Here is an 18,477-nt window from a genome sequence, read left to right on the forward strand (position 1 = left end):
ACACTAAATCTTAATAGTATGGTCAACTGGAATTTAATAAACAGCAGCGGAAGAAAGGTTTCTTCTGCACAGATTAGAAAAAATATGGTTTCATTTATGACAAGGAATCATCCTTGCAGTGTGATAGATTCTATTGAAAGAAAGTATAATGCTTATAAAATTCATCTGATGAATGGTTTATGTCTCGTTTTTGATGCTGACGGCCGTTATGTGAAATCGAATTAATTAATGATGAAAATGAACATGAGGGAAGAGAGCAGAGATTATTGGTATATGCTGGATATAATATCGGTGATATATCATAGTACACTTATATTGATGATCTTCTCGTAGGCTTTCGAAGTCGGCTTCCCTCCTTATAATTTCATATATTTGATATACATTAATGATGCAGCAGAATATATAGATCCAGAAAGTATGAAGATTTTAATAGTAGAAGATGAGCCGGAATTGAAAGATACGGTACAGAAATTTCTGGAAGCAGAACATTTCATTGTAGAATATGCGGAAAATTACAGTGACGGGCTGGAGAAAATTATTTCTTATGAATACGACTGTATTTTGCTTGATATTATGCTGCCTGACGGAAACGGTATAGATCTGCTGAGGGAAATCAAGAAAATGCATAAGAAAGATCCGGTGATCATTCTTTCTGCCAAAGATTCAGTAGATGATAAGGTGACCGGATTGGAAATAGGAGCTGATGATTATCTTGCAAAACCTTTTCACCTTGCAGAACTGATGGCAAGGATCAGATCTGTCATAAGGAGAAAGAACCAGGATGGTGAGAATATCATCAGATATAAAAATATAAGCATCGATCCGGAAAATAGAATCGTAAGAATAGGTAAGGAAGAGCTGGTGCTTAATCGGAAAGAATATGATCTTTTATATTATTTTGTCATTCATCCGGAAAAGACCTTACAGAAAACGACATTAGCAGAAGCGATCTGGGGAGATTATATAGATCAGGCAGATAGTCTGGATTTTATTTATTCTCAGATTAAAAACCTTCGTAAAAAACTGAAAAACCTCCATGCGGATGCTGATTTCCAGGCTGTCTATGGAATAGGATATAAATTTATCTGATGAAAAGTTCATTAAAATATTACACCATAAAATATCTCATTATGGTCCTTCTGCTCATTATCGCAGTGTGGGCAGGGCTGTTTTATGCGTATATCCTGGATGAAGTACATGATAATGTGGATGATGGACTGAGGAACCGTAAAATACAGATCATCAAGGCCGTTTATCTTAATCCTCAGCTGTTGAATAATAATGACTTCGGATTCAATGAATTTAAAATTAATGCCATTAAAGCTGAAGAGTATCAAAATAAAAGCAGACTCTACAATAAGATGTACTACATGGAGTATGATGATAAGGACCAGCCTTACAGAGTTCTTGAGGCAGATTTTATCGATCAGTTCAAAAAACACCAGCGCCTTGTGATCAGAACTTCTACTGTAGAAGAAGACGAGCTGATATACGATCTTACGACTGCATTGATCGTGCTTTATATTCTTTTGGTAGTAAGTATTGTGGTGGTCAATGGATATCTCCTTAACAAAGCTATGAGGCCGTTCTACTTAATTTTAGATAAGCTTAAAAGATATCAGTTTGGAATTCCTTTTTCCCAGGAAGAACAGAAGTACAAGATCACTGAGTTTGAAGAACTGAATGTAGAAATCAATGAAATGATTGAGCGTAATGAACTTGTTTTCTACCAGCAGAAACAGTTTATTGAAAATGCTTCGCATGAACTTCAGACTCCCTTGGCTATTGTTATCAATAAAATTGATCTTCTGATTCAGAATGACGACCTTGATAAAAAGAATCTTACTTTTCTTACTGAGGTTAAAAATGATCTGAGAAGAATGGTAGGCTTAAACAAATCTTTATTAATGCTGTCCAAAATTGAAAACAGCCAGTTTAATAAAACATCAGATGTTGATTTTAATCATCTGATTACTCAATTGGTTCAGAATTACGAAGATTTTATTGCCTTTAAAAAAGTAGAAGTCAGCATTATTGAGAAAGGACGGTTTATTGCAGATTTTAATCAGGATCTTGCCGATATTCTGTTGTCTAACCTTCTTAAAAATGCAGTTAAATATAATAATGAAGAAAGAACTTTAAATATCATTGTTGAAAATAACAGAATAACATTCCAAAACAGCGGATCATCGGTACCTTTGGATAAATCCAGGATCTTCAACCGTTTCTATAAACAAGGCTCAGATCATACTTCCACTGGATTGGGACTGTCTATCATTAAAACCATTATAAAGCAATATCCAGGCTGGAATATTACTTATGAATACGGAGACAAGATGCATTATTTTATCCTTACAAAGAATAGCAACAACTTCAATAAATAGAAAAAGCCTTTCAAATGAAAGGCTTTCTTATGTTGATCACTCAGAATTAAAATCCTAAGCTTGTTCTTACTCTTTTAAGAGTTTCCAGAGCGATAGGTCTGGTTTTCTCAGCACCTTGCTGTAGTTTTGCTTCCAGTTCTTCAAGATTACTCATGTAATAAGCGAACGTTTCTCTTTCTTTGGCAAAACGAGCCAGGATAAGATCCAGCAATTCTTTTTTAGCATGTCCGTATCCGAAGTTTCCGGCAAGATATTTTGCTCTCAACTCTTCAGTTTGCTCAAGAGTTGCAATAAGCTCATAAATCTGGAAGGTTTTATCCGTTTCAGGATCTTTAGGTTCTTCCAAAGATTTAGAATCCGACTCAATACTCATGATCTGTTTTTTCAGCTCTTTTTCAGGCAAGAAAATATTAATGATATTTCCCATTGATTTAGACATTTTGCGCCCATCGGTTCCAGGAACATATTTGGTGTCCTGCTGAAGTTCTGCCTGAGGTAATACAAGAATCTCACCCATCTGGTTATTAAACCTCGAAGCAACATCTCTTGCGATTTCCAAATGCTGAAGCTGGTCTTTTCCTACAGGAACAATTTCAGCACCATACAGCAAAATATCCGCAGCCATCAAAATAGGGTAGGTAAACAAACCTGCATTCACATCCTGAAGACGATCTGCTTTATCCTTAAATGAGTGGGCCAATGTTAATCTTTGATAAGGAAAAAAACATGATAAATGCCAAGATAGTTCACAGGTTTCAGCGATATCACTTTGTCTGTAGAAGAATGTTTTTTCAGTATCTAATCCACAAGCAAGCCAAGCCGCAGCAATCTCGTAGGTATTCTGTCTTAAAATCTGCGCATCTTTAATCTGCGTAAGCGTATGAAGATTCGCGATAAATAAAAATGATTCATTTCCTTCCTGCTTGGATAGTTCAATAGCAGGAATAATTGCACCCAATAAATTTCCAAGATGGGGTGTTCCGGTGGCTTGTATGCCGGTAAGAATTCTTGACATTTGTTTAAAATTTATATTTAAAAATTAATGAATAGCAAATTTACGAGGTTTGCCGGGAATAATGAATTAAAAAAGATAAAAGATAAAAGATAAAAGATAAAAGATAAAAGATAAAAGATAAAAGATAAAAGATAAAAGATAAAAGATAAAAGATAAAAGATAAAAGATAAAAGATAAAAGATAAAAGATAAAAGATAAAAGATGTTGTCATTTAAAATTCAATAGGGGTGGGCTTTAGCCCAGCTGTTTTAAATGAAGAACCTATCCATTGGCTTTAGCCAAAACCTATTTCTAATATCTTCTCACCAATCATCCGTGAAAATCCGTGCAATCTGTGGGAAAATATTAAGGAATTAAAATCTTTTCCCCGCCAAATTTCGGTTCTACTCCGAAAAGAAGATCCCAGTATGCTTTAGCTTTGGCAAGATACTCTCTCATATTAGTCTTTAAGCCTGCATATTTATTAACATCGGCTGCATTATACCCAAAGGCTTCCATCCCATTTTTTCTGGCAAGGAAAACGGCTCTTTCATTATGGAATTTCTGAGAAATGATGATCAGCTTTGTCTGGCTGAAAATATCTTTTGCCCTTACCACAGAATCCAGCGTTCGGAATCCGGCATGATCCATAATGATCTTATCCTGTGGAATTCCACTCTCCATCAATGCCTGCTGCATATCTTCAGGTTCGTTATAATCTTTGGTGCTGTTGTCACCACTGACGATGATGTACTGTATTTTTCCGCTTTTAAATAAGTCTGCAGCAGCTTTAATTCTGTTGTAGAAATAAGCGTTCGGTGTTCCGTTGCTTAATGTTTTTCCAGTGCCCAGCAGCAGTCCGGTTTTGGCTTCCGGTACATCAGCAATAGTATAGGAAACGAAGGATTCGCTGTCCTTTTTAATGCTGTAATTGGCCCAGGCAATAAAAATAATTCCTGCAACCAGAAGAAGCAGGAAAATTTTAAAAATATTTTTGATTATTTTTTTCATCCGAAAATAGATCTTTTAAAACTCAAGCCCATTCGGGAATGCTTTTTTCCTGAAGATTAATAGGAATGCTGCTCCTACAGTAATAGCAGAATCTGCTACATTGAAAATATATTTGAAGAATTCAAAATGCTTTCCTCCTATTAGCGGCCAGCTTTCAGGAACAGTCCAATCTACCAATGGGAAGTGAAGCATATCTACCACACACCCTTTCATAAAAGTAGAATATCCATGTCCGAAAGGAGCCATTTTAGAAATTCCGCCATAGCCTATCCATCGGTCAATGCTTGGATCATAAAGGGTTCCGCTGTCGAAGATCATTCCGTAGAACATTCCGTCGATAAGGTTTCCGATAGCTCCTGCAAAGATGATAGCCATAGGAATCAAAAGATAATTGGAAGCCCCTTCTTTTAACCATTTTTTAAACATGTACACCATTCCTCCGATAAGGAAAACTCTTAGGATAACCAGGAAATATTTTCCGATAATTCCTCCAAAGTGAAATCCATAGGCCATTCCCGGGTTTTCCACAAAGGTTAGCTTAAAGCCTGGTAAAACAGTTACACTATCATCCAGGTTAAAATGGGTTTTAATGTAAATTTTTGAAGCCTGGTCAATTAACAACACTAAAAATGTTATCGCTAATATCTTTTTCATTACTGTTGTCCTTTAGGTTTTGAAGGTTTTGCAGCAGCAGGTTTTACATTTTTATTATCGCTTGCTTTCTTGATCACTTTCTGTCCGTTATACGAACTCTTGACGTGAGCTTTTTCAAACTTAATGTTCATTTCTTTCAGAACAGTTTTCAGGGCACTCAGCTCCATTGCATTTTTTGGATGTACTATAATAGATTCCATTTCTTATATTTAATTTTTACATTTTGGACAATTCGTCGAGCCGTTTTCTTTCTTTTTCTGACAAATCATTGACTCCGTTTTTGCCCATTTTGCTCAAAAGTTTGTCGATTTCTCTTTCCCTGTCACGCTTATCAGAATTGAATTGATCGTCAATAGTATAGTTCTTCTTCTGATCAGGGAAGAATCTGTTTTTGATCCATTCTCTGTTGAAAAACAACAATACTACTGCAACAATAGCTCCCAAAATTAATAATCCGCTCATGGGTATACATTAAAAATTAGGTCTATAAAGTATCCGTGAATACAATATAAACCCAATATTATTTTACAAACCTTACGGCTATTTTTGCATATTTTTCGCTTCGATGCTCAGCGTAGCGTGAGGAACGGCTAAAAGTCTTTCCTTTGGAATCAATTTTCCTGTTACTCTGCAAACACCATACGTTTTGTTTTCGATTCTGATCAAAGCATTTTTAAGGTCACGCACGAATTTTTCCTGTCTTCCTGCCAAAATAGAGTTCTGCTCTTTGCTCAGCGTTTCTGCTCCTTCTTCAAAAGCTTTGAAGGTAGGAGAGGTATCATCAGTTCCATTATTCTGGTCATTGATGAAACTTTCTCTGATAAGCTGAAGATCTTTTTCTGCTTTTTCTATTTTTTCTTTTATGATCGCTTTAAATTCCTGTAAATCAGCATCGCTGTATCTAACTCTTTCGTCTGACATATTCTTTCTCTTTTTTAATAAAATTATGAAATGGAATTTGAAATATAATAACTATATGTTAATTTTTTTCAACATTTATCTTAAAATTAACCTCATCTATTTCTATTTCGTTAAAATTTGAAAGTGAAGATACAATTTCTATTTTATTTGACAAGACTTCAGAAGAAATATATTCCTCATTTTTCTTAATATCATCAAGGAATGGAGAGTTTTCTTCAATGGAGATATTAATCCTGTCTGTCAGTTCAAAGTCCTTATCTTTTCGCAGATTTTGAATTCTATTAATGAACTCCCTTGCGATCCCTTCAGATTTTAATTCATCGGTTAACGTCAAATCTAATGCCACAGTTGTTTTTCCGTCGGAAGTAACCGTCCATCCCGGGATGTCTTTAGTTGAGATTTCCACATCATCAAGAGTGATCTCATATCCCTGAATATCAAGTTTTCCTTCTTTTTCAAGACCGGCAATCTGTTCTGTGCTAAGATTGGCAATCTCTGCACCTACTACCTTCATGTCTTTTCCTAATTTAGGGCCAAGAGCTTTGAAGTTAGGCTTTATCTGTTTTACAATTAAGTGAGATGCTTCTTCAGCATTGATTAACTGTAGTTCTTTTACATTTACTTCCTGTTTGATCAGATCAGCCACAGCAAGAATCTGTTCTTCCGTTTTCTTATCCAATACAGGAACCAATACTTTTTGTAACGGCTGACGAACTTTTACATTTTCTTTCTTTCTCAATGAGAAAACCATACTGGTAATATTCTGAGCCAAATGCGTTTTTTCAACCAGGTCCTGATCGATTAAGCTTTCATCAGCTATTGGGAAGTCCGTTAAGTGTATCGATTCAAAACTTTCTTTTCCGGTTACTTTATTTAAATCCTGGTATAATTGATCCATAAAGAACGGAGCAATAGGAGCAGATAGCTTTGCAACTGTCTCAAGACAAGTGTATAAAGTCTGGTAAGCAGAGATCTTGTCATCAGAATAATCTCCTTTCCAGAAACGTCTTCTGCATAATCTTACATACCAGTTACTTAGATTGTCATTCACGAAGTTGCTGATCGCTCTTGCTACTCTTGTAGGCTCATAATCTTCATAGAATGCTTTCACATCCTTGATCAAAAGATTCAGTTCGGAAAGAACCCATCTGTCGATTTCAGGACGGTTTTCCACCTCTTTTTCTGAATAGTTGAAGCCGTCCACATTCGCATACAAAGCAAAGAATGAATAGGTGTTATAAAGTGTTCCGAAGAACTTTCTTCTTACCTCGTCAATTCCTTCAATATCAAACTTCAGGTTTTCCCATGGGTTCGCATTGGAGATCATATACCAACGTGTAGCATCCGGTCCGTATACAGAAAGCGTTTCGAACGGATCTACCGCATTTCCTAAACGTTTTGACATCTTTTGTCCGTTCTTATCCAGAACAAGACCGTTACTCATTACATTTTTATAAGCAACAGAATCAAACACAGCCGTTCCGATTGCGTGAAGCGTATAGAACCACCCACGAGTCTGGTCAACACCTTCTGCAATGAAATCAGCAGGGAATGCTTTGTTATTGTCTATTAATTCTTTGTTTTCGAAAGGATAATGCAACTGTGCATACGGCATAGAACCTGAATCGAACCAAACGTCGATCAAGTCGCTCTCACGTCTCATTGCTTTTCCTGAATCAGAAACCAATACTATTTTGTCTACTACATTTTTGTGAAGATCCACAAGATCATAGTTAGATTCAGCCATATTTCCGATGATGAAACCTTTGAACGGGTTTTCCGTCATCAATCCAGCTGCAATTGATTTTTCAATTTCGTTGTAAAGTTCTTCTACAGAACCGATGATCTTTTCTTCTTTCAGGTCATCTGTTCTCCAGATTGGCAACGGAATACCCCAATATCTTGAACGGGAAAGGTTCCAGTCGTTTACATTTTCCAACCAGTTGGCAAAACGTCCCTCTCCGGTAGCTTTCGGCTTCCAGTTGATTTCTTTGTTTAAATTAACCAGTCTGTCTTTTACAGCAGTCATTTTTACAAACCATGAATCCAATGGATAGTACAAGACCGGTTTGTCTGTTCTCCAGCAGTGCGGATAAGAGTGGACATATTTCTCTACTTTGAAGGCCTTGTTTTCCGTTTTCAGCAGGATCGCAAGTTCTACATCCCAAGATTTCTCAGGAGCAGTTCCTTCATCGTAATATTCGTTTTTGATATAAGTCCCGGAGAATATCTCAGGAACATTTTCTCCTTTGATGAATTTACCCTGTAAATCTACCAATGGTACAAGATTGTCGTTTTCATCCTTTACCAACATTGGTGGGATCTCAGGCTGAGCCATTTTAGCAACTCTCGCATCATCAGCACCGAAAGTAGGCGCTGTGTGAACGATACCTGTACCGTCCTCAGTTGTTACGAAATCTCCTAATATTACTCTAAATGCATTCTCAGGATTGTCATTAGGTGTAAACCAAGGAACCAATTGCTCATATCTTGTATCAACAAGTTTTTCTCCTGTAAATTCTTTTACTATCTTGAAAGGAATTACTTTAGTCTCCGGAGTATAATTCGCAAAATCCTCATCTGTACCTTCTGCAAATTTTTTACCGAAAACCTTAGGTAAAAGAACACTCGATAAAACAACAGTTACAGGTTCAAATGTATATTGATTAAAGGTTTTCACTACAACATATTCAATATCTCTACCTACGGTAAGAGCGGTATTGGATGGCAGTGTCCATGGAGTCGTCGTCCATGCAAGGATATGTACATCTCCCTCAACATCATTGAACAATGCTGAAGAGTCTTTCTTCACTTTAAACTGAGCCACAACCGTTGTGTCTGAAACATCACGATAGGTCCCGGGCTGATTCAGCTCGTGAGAAGAAAGTCCTGTTCCTGCTTTTGGAGAGTAAGGCTGGATTGTGTAGCCTTTGTACAACAAGTCTTTGCTATACAACTGCTTCAATAACCACCAAACGGTTTCCATATATTTTGACTTGTACGTGATGTACGGATCATCAAGATCTACCCAATATCCGATTTTCTCGGTAAGGGTATTCCATACATCCGTATAACGCATTACTGCTTCACGGCAAGCTTTGTTATAGTCTTCAATAGAGATTTTTTTGCCAATATCTTCTTTCGTAATTCCTAATTCTTTTTCTACGCCTAGCTCTACAGGAAGTCCGTGTGTATCCCAACCCGCTTTACGGAAAACCTGTTTCCCGTTTTGGGTCTGATAACGACAGAAAATATCCTTTAATGCTCTAGCCATTACGTGGTGAATTCCAGGCATACCGTTTGCTGAAGGTGGACCTTCATAAAAAACAAACTCAGGATTTCCCTGACGAATCTCAACACTCTTATTGAAAGTTTTATTTTGTTTCCAAAATTCCGCTACATTCTCTGCTACGTCAATAAGGTTGAGGTTTTTGTATTCTTTAAATTGGCTCATTGTAAATATCTCAATATCGTTGATTAATTAAGTCTGCAAATTTACTAAAATTTGTCGGTTTATAATATATGTTTTATTTAGGTAATTTCTATTAAAAAGTTCAATCTCAGAAATATAAATAAAGAAAGTGCTGAAAAGTGAATGATGAGTAGCGAATAAGTAAGTTTTCTTTGGTGTTTTTAGATGAACTTTAGGGTGTTTAATTCAATAGAAGCGGGCTTTAGCCCGCTTAAAAATAAGATCATAATCCATCAGCTTTAGCCCAAACTAAAAAATAACTTATCACTATTTCATTCAGGCTCATCTGTGAGAATTTGCAGGAAAAAATAAAAGCTAATACTTAAAAATTCGTATATTTAAGTAGACGTAAACCCAAATGCTGTATGAAAATCTTTTATCAAATGATGCTTTTTGTTTGTTGTATCAACATCAGCATTGTACAAGCTCAAAATAATTACCCCCAGAATTATTTCCGAAATCCTTTAAACATCCCCATGCAGCTGGCGGCTAACTTCGGAGCTGTCCGGACCAATCACTTTCATATGGGACTGGATCTGAGAACCAACAGTCAGGAGAATTTACCGGTTCTTGCAGCGGCAGAAGGCTATGTAAGCAGAATAAAAGTGGAACGATATGGTTTTGGAAATGCCGTGTACATTACGCATCCCAATGGTTATACCACAGTGTATGCCCATTTGAACAAATACTTTGACAAACTTGATGAATATGTAAAAGAAAGACAGTATAAAGACGAAAAGTGGGAACAGGATATTACTTTTCAACCCGGGCAGTTTCCTGTAGAAAAAGGTCAGCAAATTGCTTTGAGTGGAAATACCGGAGGCTCGGCAGGACCACATCTGCATTTTGAAATAAGAGATACCAAAACAGAAGAATGTATCAATCCGTTACTTTTTGGGTTTGCTATTCCTGATACTATAGCACCCATTATCAGTGGGCTTTACTGGTATGACAGACGTTTCAGTACTTATGAACCCGGTGCAAATGGAATTGCTGTAAAAAAAGCGGGAAATGTTTATACTTCTAACCTTGTTCAGGTAAATTCTCCGGAAATAAGTTTTGCTATTAAAGCAGTAGATAAGGCCAATCAAGGGTTTAATCTTGGGATTTATAATGCAGAACTATTAATGGATGGCAAGCTCATTTACAGTTTTAAAATTGATAAAGTACACTATGATGATACCCGATACATCAACGGTTGTATAGATTATGCAAAATTTATCAGGGATAAAATGGGGATTCAACATTTGTCTTCCTTACCGGGAATGAAGCTTCAGAATTACAGTTTTCCAAATTTAACAGGGATGATCAAACTTCAGGACGAGAATGTTCATACCATTGAAATTATTCTGAAAGATGTCAAAGGAAACACGAGCCGTTTAACAACAAAACTTCAGTTAAATAAAACTTCAGAAAAAATATCTTCCACAGGTAAGACCGTATTGCCTAATGAAGGGAAAACAGTTACGACCGAAAATGCAGAGATTAATTTCAGTAAAAATGCAGTTTATGATGCCGTAAATTTCAACGCCTATGAAAAATCGGATACTGATCCGAATGCCGTTTCAAATAGTATTGTTTTACATAGCCCATACATTCCCGTTCAGGATGAATATACTTTAAAGATAAAAGCTAATCGAAAATTGTCCAATACAGAAAAAGATAAAGCTGTTATTCTCCTTGATTATGGTAGTGATAATAATGTTGTCAAGGTAAAATGGAATGGTGATTGGGCAGAAGGAAAATTCAATAGATTAGGTACTGCAAAATTGTTGATTGACAATAACCTGCCATCAGTTTCATCAGGCTGGGCCGAAGGGGCTTTGGTCAACAGCAGTTCTTTACGGTTAAAAGGCACAACTAAAATAGGAGATATTATTTCATTCCGTGCCGAACTGGACGGGAAATGGCTGCGTTTTGTCCGTATAAAAGATGATTTTGTTTATACTTTTGATGAAAAATGTCCCAAAGGATCAGGTTCTCATACTTTAAAAGTGACAACTATCAATACTGCTGGAAATACCAATACGCAAACTTTTACGTTTCAGAGATAAATAGCCCCTTAATACTTTAATCTTTTAATTTTAATTAAATAAATTTGCTCTTTAAAAATTAAAATCATTGGAATTTCATCCGTCAATCGAGAAAGCAGATATTCAGGAAATAAAAAAGTTTCAGGAAGGAAAACTTCATGAGCTTTTGGATTATCTTGAAAATCATTCACCCTTTTATCAGAAACTGTTCAAAGAAAAAAATATCCGTATTGCTGATATCCGTACTTTGGAGGACCTTCAGAGAATTCCTACGACCACGAAGAATGATCTGCAGCAGTACAACCATGATTTTTTCTGCATAACACCGGATAAGATTGTTGATTACAGTACCACTTCCGGAACCTTAGGAGATCCCGTTACTTTCGGGCTTTCTGACAGTGACCTTGAAAGACTGGCTTACAATGAAGCAATTTCATTTGCCTGTGCAGGAATTCAGAAAGGAGACGTTGTTCAGATGATTACCACCATAGACAAGCGGTTTATGGCGGGTCTTGCTTATTTTTTAGGCTTAAGAAAAATGGGGGCAAGTGTGGTGAGAATGGGTCCCGGAATTCCTGAGCTGCAATGGGATTCTATTTTCAGATACAAACCTAAATACCTGATTACCGTGCCTTCTTTTCTGCTGAAAATGATTGATTATGCTGAAAAACATGGATTGGATTATAAAAATTCAAGTGTTTATGGGGCTGTATGCATCGGGGAAAGCATCAAAAATCAGGATTTTACAGATAATATTCTTTCGCAGAAGATCAAAGAAAAATGGGATATAAAACTGTTTTCAACGTATGCTTCTACCGAAATGAGTACCGCTTTTACAGAATGTGAATTTCAGATCGGAGGACACCATCACCCGGAATTAATTATTACAGAAATTTTGGATGATAGCGGCAATCCGGTGAAAGAAGGAGAAAATGGTGAACTAACGATCACCACTTTAGGAGTTGAGGCCATTCCTCTGTTAAGATTTAAAACCGGAGATATTGTAAAAGCCCACTATGAGCCTTGCCCGTGTGGAAGAAATACGATGAGGTTAGGACCTGTAGTCGGAAGGAAACAGCAGATGATCAAATACAAAGGAACAACCTTGTATCCGCCGGCAATGAATGATATTCTGAATGATTTTACTACTATTCTGTGCTATCAGATTGTCATTCAGGCTAATGAAATTGGTCTTGACGAAATTATCATTAAACTGAGCACAGAAGAAGATCACGATAGCTTTGTCAATGAAGTGAGAGATCATTTCCGTGCAAAATTGAGAGTAAGCCCAAAAATCGAAATCATAGATTTTGATATCTTGTCTAAGACTGTTTTTAATCCAAACAGCAGAAAACCAATTACTTTTATTGATTTAAGATAAAATTAAATATAAAAGATATGTAAAAACGTCCTTTTTAAATATCTTTGGCCACTTAAATAGTAAAACTAATACACTATGAAAAAATTATTATTGCTGCTTTTTGCAGTAATTGCAACAACAACATTTGCACAAGATAAAATCAACTTTGAACAAGGGAATTTTGACTTTTTAAAAGATCAGAAAGAAGTGAATGTTAAGTTTGTATTTGACAATGTTGCCTTTCACGAAAAGAACCTTACAGAAGCTCAGTATCTCGAAAACAGAAAATCAGACATCACAGCTAAAAAAGGCCAGAATACCTGGGATAGCTGGAATACTCAATGGGAAAAATATAAAGCATCAGAATTTCTGGAGTTCTTTCTTAAAGGAATCAACGGGAAATCAAAAAAAGTATACTTCAGAAGTGATGTAAAAACGAAATATACTTTAATTATTGATACAAAATGGCTATATGCAGGCTGGTACGGCGGATTTATGGGAACTCAGCCAGCAAAATTAACTGCAAACCTGACATTTGTAGAAACAGATAATCCTTCAAATGTAGTAATGAAGCTAATCGCAGATAAAATAGAAGGGAATAAAGGAAATGACGATCTTAATTGGGAATATGGAAGAATGGGTGCAGCCTACGAAATTACCGGGAAAAAATTAGCAAAAGAAATTAACGCAGTTGTAAAATAAAATAAAAACGGTCTGAAAATTCAGACCGTTTTTTTATGCTTGGTTTTGCTGTTCCTGTTTTTCTAACTTGATCAGGTTGGCAAGATTTTTAATCACTGTATCATGCTTTTTCACAAAAGGATTGTCTTTGTTCCAGACATAGCCTGCTAAAACAGCACAGATCTTTTTCTTTACATCTGGGTTTTCCGGCTGATGGAAAAATAATTCCTGAAGATTTCCGGTATACCATTCTTTGACATACGTGGTAAAAACATCTACTCCGTATAAAATATAATCCGAGTATTCTGTCTGCCAGTTGATTTTTTCACCGTTTAGCTGTCTTAATGCCAGTTTTGCAGCCAGCATTCCGGATTCTGTGGCAAAAGCCATTCCTGAAGAAAATACTGGATCAAGGAATTCTGAAGCATTCCCCGTTAAAGCAAATCCATCCCCGAATAAACTTTTAACCGAACATGAGTAATCTTTCAGATGTTTGGGTTCAAAAAGAAAATCTACATCCCCAAAACGTTTTACATAATAATCAGAAAGAGAAATCGCCTTTCTCAAAGCTTCAGCAGTATCTCCGTTTTCAGATAATTTATCAATATATTCAGTAGGACCTACAATTCCCACACTCGTATTGCCGTTGGAAAAAGGAATTACCCAAAGCCATACTTCCGTTTCAATAATGTCAAAAGAAATTAAAGTACCTTCTTCTCCCGGTTCTCTGTTAATATCATTTACATGAGAGAAAATGGCAGAGTGAGGAGATAATTTTGAAGGCTTTTCAAGATCCAGAAGACGAGGCAGTACCCTTCCGTAACCACTGGAATCAATAACAAACTTAGCATGGATCTCTTTTGTTTCTCCATCCTTATTTCTTACCGTTGTTACAGAATTTGTTCCATCAAATTGTATGTCAATAACTTCGGTTTCAAATTCAAGATCAATTCCTTTATTAATGACCTCCTGAGCAAGCGTATTATCAAAATCAGCTCTCGGAACCTGCCAGGTCCAGTCCCAGCCTTCCCCGAATTTGTTGCTGAAATCAAAGATGCAGACTTCGTCGCCGCGAAGGAAGCGTGCTCCCAGCTTTTTTTCAAAGCCCATTTTGTCTAATGCAGGGAAAAGCCCGGCCTCCTCAAAGTGGTCCATTACCCTTGGAATTAAGCTTTCTCCGACTACCAATCTTGGGAATTGTGTCTTTTCGACCACTTTTACGCTGACGTTATTGTTCTTCAGGTAAGAAGAAGAGACGCATCCGGAAGGTCCAGCTCCGATTACAAGAACGTCAACAAATTCTTTGCTCATCTTTGATTTTTTATTTTAATAATAACTTTTATCTTTGCCGCAAAATTAGTGACAAATAATTAATATTTTACAAAATTATCAACTATTACTTTTAATTGATGAAAATAAATAACTTTTTAGAACTGAAAGACTTTCAAAAAATTATCATTGAAAATGAAAAAATAGAACTGGATGAATCACTTTTATCAAGAGTGGATAAGAGTTTTCAGTTTTTAAAGGAATTTTCAAAAAATAAAGTAATATATGGTGTAAACACCGGTTTTGGGCCCATGGCTCAGTTTAAAATCAGTGACGAAGATACCCACCAGCTGCAATATAACCTGATAAGAAGCCATTCTTCAGGAATAGGGAATCCTTTACCTGCAGATGAAGTAAAAGCATGTATGCTGGCAAGACTGAATACCTTATCATTAGGAAATTCAGGAGTACACCAGTCTGTTGTTTATCTTCTTCAGGAGCTTATCAACAGAGATATTACCCCATTGATATTTGAACATGGAGGAGTAGGAGCAAGCGGCGACCTTGTTCAGCTGGCTCATCTTGCGTTGGTGTTGATAGGAGAAGGAGAAGTCTTTTATAAAGGAGAAAGAAAATCTACAAAAGAAGTTTTTGAAATTGAAGGCTTAGAACCGATACAAGTAGAGATCCGTGAAGGTCTTGCTTTGATGAACGGAACTTCCGTGATGTCAGGAATCGGTATTGTGAATGCCTATAAAGCCAATCAGCTTACAGATATATCTCTTAGACTTTCTTGTGCTATCAATGAGATTGTACAGGCTTATGATGACCATTTATCAGAAGCTCTGAATGGAACGAAAAAACATTACGGTCAGCAGAAAGTAGCCGAAAGAATGCGTGCTCATCTGGCAGACAGTAAACTGATAAGAAAAAGAGAAGATCACCTTTATACCCATTTTGAAGAACAGGAAAAAGTATTCAAAGAAAAAGTTCAGGAATATTATTCATTAAGATGTGTACCTCAGATTTTAGGTCCGGTATTGGATACTTTGGAATATACAGAGAAAGTTCTTGAAAATGAGATCAATTCAGCCAATGATAATCCGATTATCAATGTTGAAGATCAACACGTTTATCACGGAGGAAACTTCCACGGAGACTATATCTCTCTGGAAATGGACAAACTTAAAATTGTGGTAACCAAATTGACGATGCTTGCAGAAAGACAGTTGAACTATCTTCTGAATGCTAAGATCAATGAAATTTTGCCTCCTTTTGTAAATTTAGGTAAATTAGGTTTCAATTTCGGGATGCAGGGTGTGCAGTTTACGGCAACTTCTACTACGGCAGAAAGCCAGATGCTATCAAACCCAATGTATGTTCACAGTATTCCAAACAATAATGATAACCAGGATATCGTTAGCATGGGAACCAATGCTGCGGTGATCTGCAGAAAAGTCATTGAAAATGCTTTTGAAGTATTGGCGATTGAAGCTATTACGATTATTCAGGCTGTTGAATATCTTGGGTTCCAGGATAAAGTTTCATCCTCTACAAAAGAACTGTATGATGACATCAGAAAAATAATTCCAGCTTTCTCAGATGATATGGTCATGTATCCGTATCTGGAGGAAGTAAAGAAATATCTGAAAGGAATGTAACTATTCACGGTTATGAATTGTCTTTAAAGAAAGACATGATACTCAACTTAAAAAAACTAAAAACGATATAAACACTAACGCATGAAATGTGCAATTGTAACAGGTGGCTCCAGAGGAATCGGGAGGGCAATCTGTATAAAACTGGCTGAAGAGAAAAACTATCATATCCTCATCAACTACGCTTCAAATGAAACGGCAGCAAAAGAAACATTGGCTAAAGTGGAAGAATTGGGTGCTACAGGAGAAATTCTTAAATTTGATGTAGGAAATACCGAAGAGACACAATCTGTTTTAACGGATTGGCAGGAGAGAAATCCTGATGCATTGGTAGAAGTTATTGTCAATAATGCCGGAATCACGAGGGATGGTCTTTTTATGTGGATGCAGAAAGAAGACTGGAATAGTGTGATCAATACAAGTCTGGATGGATTTTTCAATGTAACCAATTTCTTTATCCAAAAACTGCTTCGCAACAAATACGGACGAATCATCAATATGGTTTCTGTTTCCGGAGTAAAAGGAACAGCTGGCCAGACGAATTATTCTGCTGCAAAAGGAGCTTTGGTGGGTGCTACAAAGGCTCTTGCTCAGGAAGTTGCCAAAAGAAATGTCACTGTAAATGCAGTAGCTCCAGGTTTCATCAGAACTGATATGACCCAGGAATTCAATGAAGAAGAATTGAAAGCAATGATTCCTGCCAACAGATTCGGGGAAGCAGAAGAAGTGGCTGATCTTGTAGCATTTTTAGCATCTAAAAAATCTTCCTACATTACAGGAGAAGTGATTAATATTAACGGAGGAATTTATTCATAATATGGAAAATAGGGTTGTAATTACCGGAATGGGAATTTATTCCTGCATCGGGACGTCTTTAGAAGAGGTCAGGGAATCCCTATATCAAGGAAAATCCGGTATTGTCTTGGATCAGGACAGAAAAGAATTTGGCTTCAGATCAGGTCTTACAGGCGTTGTTCCGAAACCGGATCTGAAAAATCTCTTAAACAGACGCCAGCGTATCAGTATGGGAGAAGAAAGCGAATATGCTTATCTGGCTACCATGGATGCACTGAAGCAGGCAAATCTGGATGAAGAGTTCTTAGATTCTCATGAAGTGGGAATCTTATATGGAAATGACAGTGTTTCGCAGGCAGTCGTAGAATCTATCGATATTGCCAGAGAAAAGAAAGATACAACATTGATGGGGTCGGGAGCGATCTTCAAATCAATGAACTCTACAGTAACCATGAACCTTTCTACGATCTTTAAGCTGAAAGGGATCAACCTTACCATAAGTGCAGCATGCGCAAGTGGCTCACACTCATTGGGACTGGCTTATGTGATGATCAAGAATGGTTTTCAGGATATGATTATCTGTGGAGGAGCTCAGGAAACCAATAAATATTCTATGGCAAGCTTTGACGGATTGGGTGTTTTCTCAGCCAGAGAAGATGAACCTACAAAAGCATCCAGACCTTTCGACGCAGAAAGAGACGGATTGATCCCAAGCGGAGGTGCCGCTACTTTAATCGTGGAAAGCCTAGAATCTGCCCAAAAAAGAGGAGCGCCTATTATTGCTGAAATTATTGGATATGGTTTCTCTTCAAACGGAGGACATATTTCAACTCCAAATGTAGACGGACCGGCTCTCGCGATGGGAAGAGCCTTAAAACAATCGGGATTAAATGCCTCGGATATCGATTATATCAATGCACACGCAACTTCTACTCCTATTGGGGATGCCAATGAAGCAAAAGCAATTTATGAGATTTTCGGCAGTGAAGTTCCTGTAAGTTCTACCAAATCTATGACCGGACATGAGTGCTGGATGGCTGGTGCAAGTGAAGTTATCTACTCAATTCTGATGATGCAGAATGATTTCGTTGCTCCAAATATCAACCTGGAAAATCCTGATAATGAGGCACAAAAGATAAATTTGGTCGCAAAAACAAAAAATCAAAAAATTGATGTATTTTTGTCGAATTCTTTTGGGTTTGGGGGAACCAATTCTGCACTAATAGTTAAAAAATTTGATTAAAA

At 36.8% G+C, this 18,477-nt stretch carries 17 protein-coding genes; 9 read left to right on the forward strand and 8 right to left on the reverse strand.

Going from position 1 to position 18,477, the window contains the following annotated elements; all coding sequences use genetic code 11:
• The first annotated feature begins 18 nt into the window (after nt 1–18).
• The 3 genes from C1634_RS22070 (at nt 19) to C1634_RS22080 (ending at nt 2,384) form a co-directional block, all read left to right on the forward strand.
• Entirely contained in the window at nt 19–225 is a 207-nt protein-coding gene (locus tag C1634_RS22070) for a PepSY-like domain-containing protein (RefSeq protein ID WP_103235167.1), read from the forward strand.
• Between the two features lie 192 nt (nt 226–417).
• Nucleotides 418–1,089: a response regulator transcription factor gene (locus tag C1634_RS22075; protein ID WP_103235170.1), complete on the forward strand. Its 672-nt coding sequence runs from the start codon at nt 418–420 to the stop codon at nt 1,087–1,089.
• A complete protein-coding gene (locus C1634_RS22080) occupies nt 1,089–2,384 on the forward strand; it encodes a sensor histidine kinase (protein WP_103235168.1) in 1,296 nt (431 codons plus the stop codon). The genes C1634_RS22075 and C1634_RS22080 overlap by 1 nt, the downstream gene beginning before the upstream one ends.
• A 46-nt stretch (nt 2,385–2,430) precedes the next feature.
• Here the strand turns inward: C1634_RS22080 and trpS are convergent, their stop codons facing one another.
• The 7 genes from trpS to ileS form a co-directional block, all read right to left on the reverse strand.
• Nucleotides 2,431–3,399: a tryptophan--tRNA ligase gene (gene trpS / locus C1634_RS22085; protein WP_109739135.1), complete on the reverse strand. Its 969-nt coding sequence runs from the start codon at nt 3,397–3,399 to the stop codon at nt 2,431–2,433.
• A gap of 345 nt (nt 3,400–3,744) precedes the next feature.
• Complete coding sequence (locus tag C1634_RS22090) at nt 3,745–4,389, reverse strand: SanA/YdcF family protein (RefSeq protein ID WP_103234274.1); 645 nt, start codon at nt 4,387–4,389, stop codon at nt 3,745–3,747.
• Between the two features lie 15 nt (nt 4,390–4,404).
• Nucleotides 4,405–5,043 carry a lipoprotein signal peptidase gene (locus C1634_RS22095; RefSeq protein WP_103234273.1) on the reverse strand — a complete coding sequence of 213 codons (639 nt, stop codon included), beginning with the start codon at nt 5,041–5,043 and terminating at the stop codon, nt 4,405–4,407.
• Entirely contained in the window at nt 5,043–5,243 is a 201-nt protein-coding gene (locus C1634_RS22100) for a DUF2683 family protein (protein ID WP_103234272.1), read from the reverse strand. The genes C1634_RS22095 and C1634_RS22100 overlap by 1 nt, the downstream gene beginning before the upstream one ends.
• A gap of 16 nt (nt 5,244–5,259) precedes the next feature.
• Nucleotides 5,260–5,505 (reverse strand): DUF6576 domain-containing protein, encoded by a 246-nt coding sequence (locus C1634_RS22105; protein WP_103234271.1) that lies wholly within the window; start codon nt 5,503–5,505, stop codon nt 5,260–5,262.
• 78 nt (nt 5,506–5,583) lie between these two features.
• Nucleotides 5,584–5,964 carry a TraR/DksA family transcriptional regulator gene (locus C1634_RS22110; protein ID WP_002983772.1) on the reverse strand — a complete coding sequence of 127 codons (381 nt, stop codon included), beginning with the start codon at nt 5,962–5,964 and terminating at the stop codon, nt 5,584–5,586.
• Between the two features lie 58 nt (nt 5,965–6,022).
• Complete coding sequence (gene ileS / locus C1634_RS22115) at nt 6,023–9,418, reverse strand: isoleucine--tRNA ligase (protein WP_103234270.1); 3,396 nt, start codon at nt 9,416–9,418, stop codon at nt 6,023–6,025.
• A gap of 383 nt (nt 9,419–9,801) precedes the next feature.
• Here ileS and C1634_RS22120 point away from each other — a divergent pair, with 383 nt between their 5' ends.
• From C1634_RS22120 to C1634_RS22130, 3 genes are all read left to right on the forward strand, one after another.
• Nucleotides 9,802–11,490 carry a M23 family metallopeptidase gene (locus C1634_RS22120; protein ID WP_103234269.1) on the forward strand — a complete coding sequence of 563 codons (1,689 nt, stop codon included), beginning with the start codon at nt 9,802–9,804 and terminating at the stop codon, nt 11,488–11,490.
• A 67-nt stretch (nt 11,491–11,557) separates the two neighbouring features.
• Complete coding sequence (locus C1634_RS22125; protein WP_103234268.1) at nt 11,558–12,850, forward strand: phenylacetate--CoA ligase family protein; 1,293 nt, start codon at nt 11,558–11,560, stop codon at nt 12,848–12,850.
• Nucleotides 12,851–12,925: 75 nt separating this feature from the next.
• Nucleotides 12,926–13,531, forward strand: a complete 606-nt coding sequence (locus C1634_RS22130; RefSeq protein WP_109739136.1) for a hypothetical protein — start codon at nt 12,926–12,928, stop codon at nt 13,529–13,531.
• Nucleotides 13,532–13,564: 33 nt separating this feature from the next.
• Here C1634_RS22130 and C1634_RS22135 read toward each other — a convergent pair whose 3' ends face one another.
• Nucleotides 13,565–14,821, reverse strand: coding sequence for an NAD(P)/FAD-dependent oxidoreductase (locus C1634_RS22135; RefSeq protein ID WP_109739137.1), 1,257 nt, complete (start codon nt 14,819–14,821; stop codon nt 13,565–13,567).
• Between the two features lie 98 nt (nt 14,822–14,919).
• Here C1634_RS22135 and C1634_RS22140 point away from each other — a divergent pair, with 98 nt between their 5' ends.
• From C1634_RS22140 to C1634_RS22150, 3 genes are all read left to right on the forward strand, one after another.
• On the forward strand, nt 14,920–16,440 hold the full coding sequence (locus C1634_RS22140; protein WP_185145156.1) for an HAL/PAL/TAL family ammonia-lyase: 1,521 nt from the start codon (nt 14,920–14,922) through the stop codon (nt 16,438–16,440).
• An 81-nt stretch (nt 16,441–16,521) separates the two neighbouring features.
• The gene (gene fabG / locus C1634_RS22145; RefSeq protein ID WP_103232887.1) at nt 16,522–17,253 is read left to right on the forward strand and encodes a 3-oxoacyl-ACP reductase FabG; all 732 of its coding nucleotides are present in this window, start codon (nt 16,522–16,524) and stop codon (nt 17,251–17,253) included.
• 1 nt (nt 17,254) lies between these two features.
• Nucleotides 17,255–18,475 carry a beta-ketoacyl-[acyl-carrier-protein] synthase family protein gene (locus tag C1634_RS22150; RefSeq protein ID WP_103232886.1) on the forward strand — a complete coding sequence of 407 codons (1,221 nt, stop codon included), beginning with the start codon at nt 17,255–17,257 and terminating at the stop codon, nt 18,473–18,475.
• The last annotated feature ends 2 nt before the right edge of the window (nt 18,476–18,477 follow it).

The organism is Chryseobacterium viscerum (assembly GCF_002899945.2).
Taxonomy (GTDB): Bacteria; Bacteroidota; Bacteroidia; order Flavobacteriales; family Weeksellaceae; genus Chryseobacterium; species Chryseobacterium viscerum.

Bases quoted from the DNA above. Each gene is read 5' to 3' on its own strand.
- C1634_RS22130 (WP_109739136.1), top strand. From the start codon at position 12,926: ATGAAAAAATTATTATTGCTGCTTTTTGCAGTAATTGCAACAACAACA.
- fabG (WP_103232887.1), top strand. From the start codon at position 16,522: ATGAAATGTGCAATTGTAACAGGTGGCTCCAGAGGAATCGGGAGGGCA.
- C1634_RS22100 (WP_103234272.1), bottom strand. From the start codon at position 5,243: ATGGAATCTATTATAGTACATCCAAAAAATGCAATGGAGCTGAGTGCC.
- C1634_RS22150 (WP_103232886.1), top strand. From the start codon at position 17,255: ATGGAAAATAGGGTTGTAATTACCGGAATGGGAATTTATTCCTGCATC.
- C1634_RS22110 (WP_002983772.1), bottom strand. From the start codon at position 5,964: ATGTCAGACGAAAGAGTTAGATACAGCGATGCTGATTTACAGGAATTT.
- ileS (WP_103234270.1), bottom strand. From the start codon at position 9,418: ATGAGCCAATTTAAAGAATACAAAAACCTCAACCTTATTGACGTAGCA.
- C1634_RS22095 (WP_103234273.1), bottom strand. From the start codon at position 5,043: ATGAAAAAGATATTAGCGATAACATTTTTAGTGTTGTTAATTGACCAG.
- C1634_RS22070 (WP_103235167.1), top strand. From the start codon at position 19: ATGGTCAACTGGAATTTAATAAACAGCAGCGGAAGAAAGGTTTCTTCT.
- C1634_RS22135 (WP_109739137.1), bottom strand. From the start codon at position 14,821: ATGAGCAAAGAATTTGTTGACGTTCTTGTAATCGGAGCTGGACCTTCC.
- C1634_RS22090 (WP_103234274.1), bottom strand. From the start codon at position 4,389: ATGAAAAAAATAATCAAAAATATTTTTAAAATTTTCCTGCTTCTTCTG.
- C1634_RS22140 (WP_185145156.1), top strand. From the start codon at position 14,920: ATGAAAATAAATAACTTTTTAGAACTGAAAGACTTTCAAAAAATTATC.
- C1634_RS22080 (WP_103235168.1), top strand. From the start codon at position 1,089: ATGAAAAGTTCATTAAAATATTACACCATAAAATATCTCATTATGGTC.
- C1634_RS22120 (WP_103234269.1), top strand. From the start codon at position 9,802: ATGAAAATCTTTTATCAAATGATGCTTTTTGTTTGTTGTATCAACATC.
- C1634_RS22105 (WP_103234271.1), bottom strand. From the start codon at position 5,505: ATGAGCGGATTATTAATTTTGGGAGCTATTGTTGCAGTAGTATTGTTG.
- C1634_RS22075 (WP_103235170.1), top strand. From the start codon at position 418: ATGAAGATTTTAATAGTAGAAGATGAGCCGGAATTGAAAGATACGGTA.
- trpS (WP_109739135.1), bottom strand. From the start codon at position 3,399: ATGTCAAGAATTCTTACCGGCATACAAGCCACCGGAACACCCCATCTT.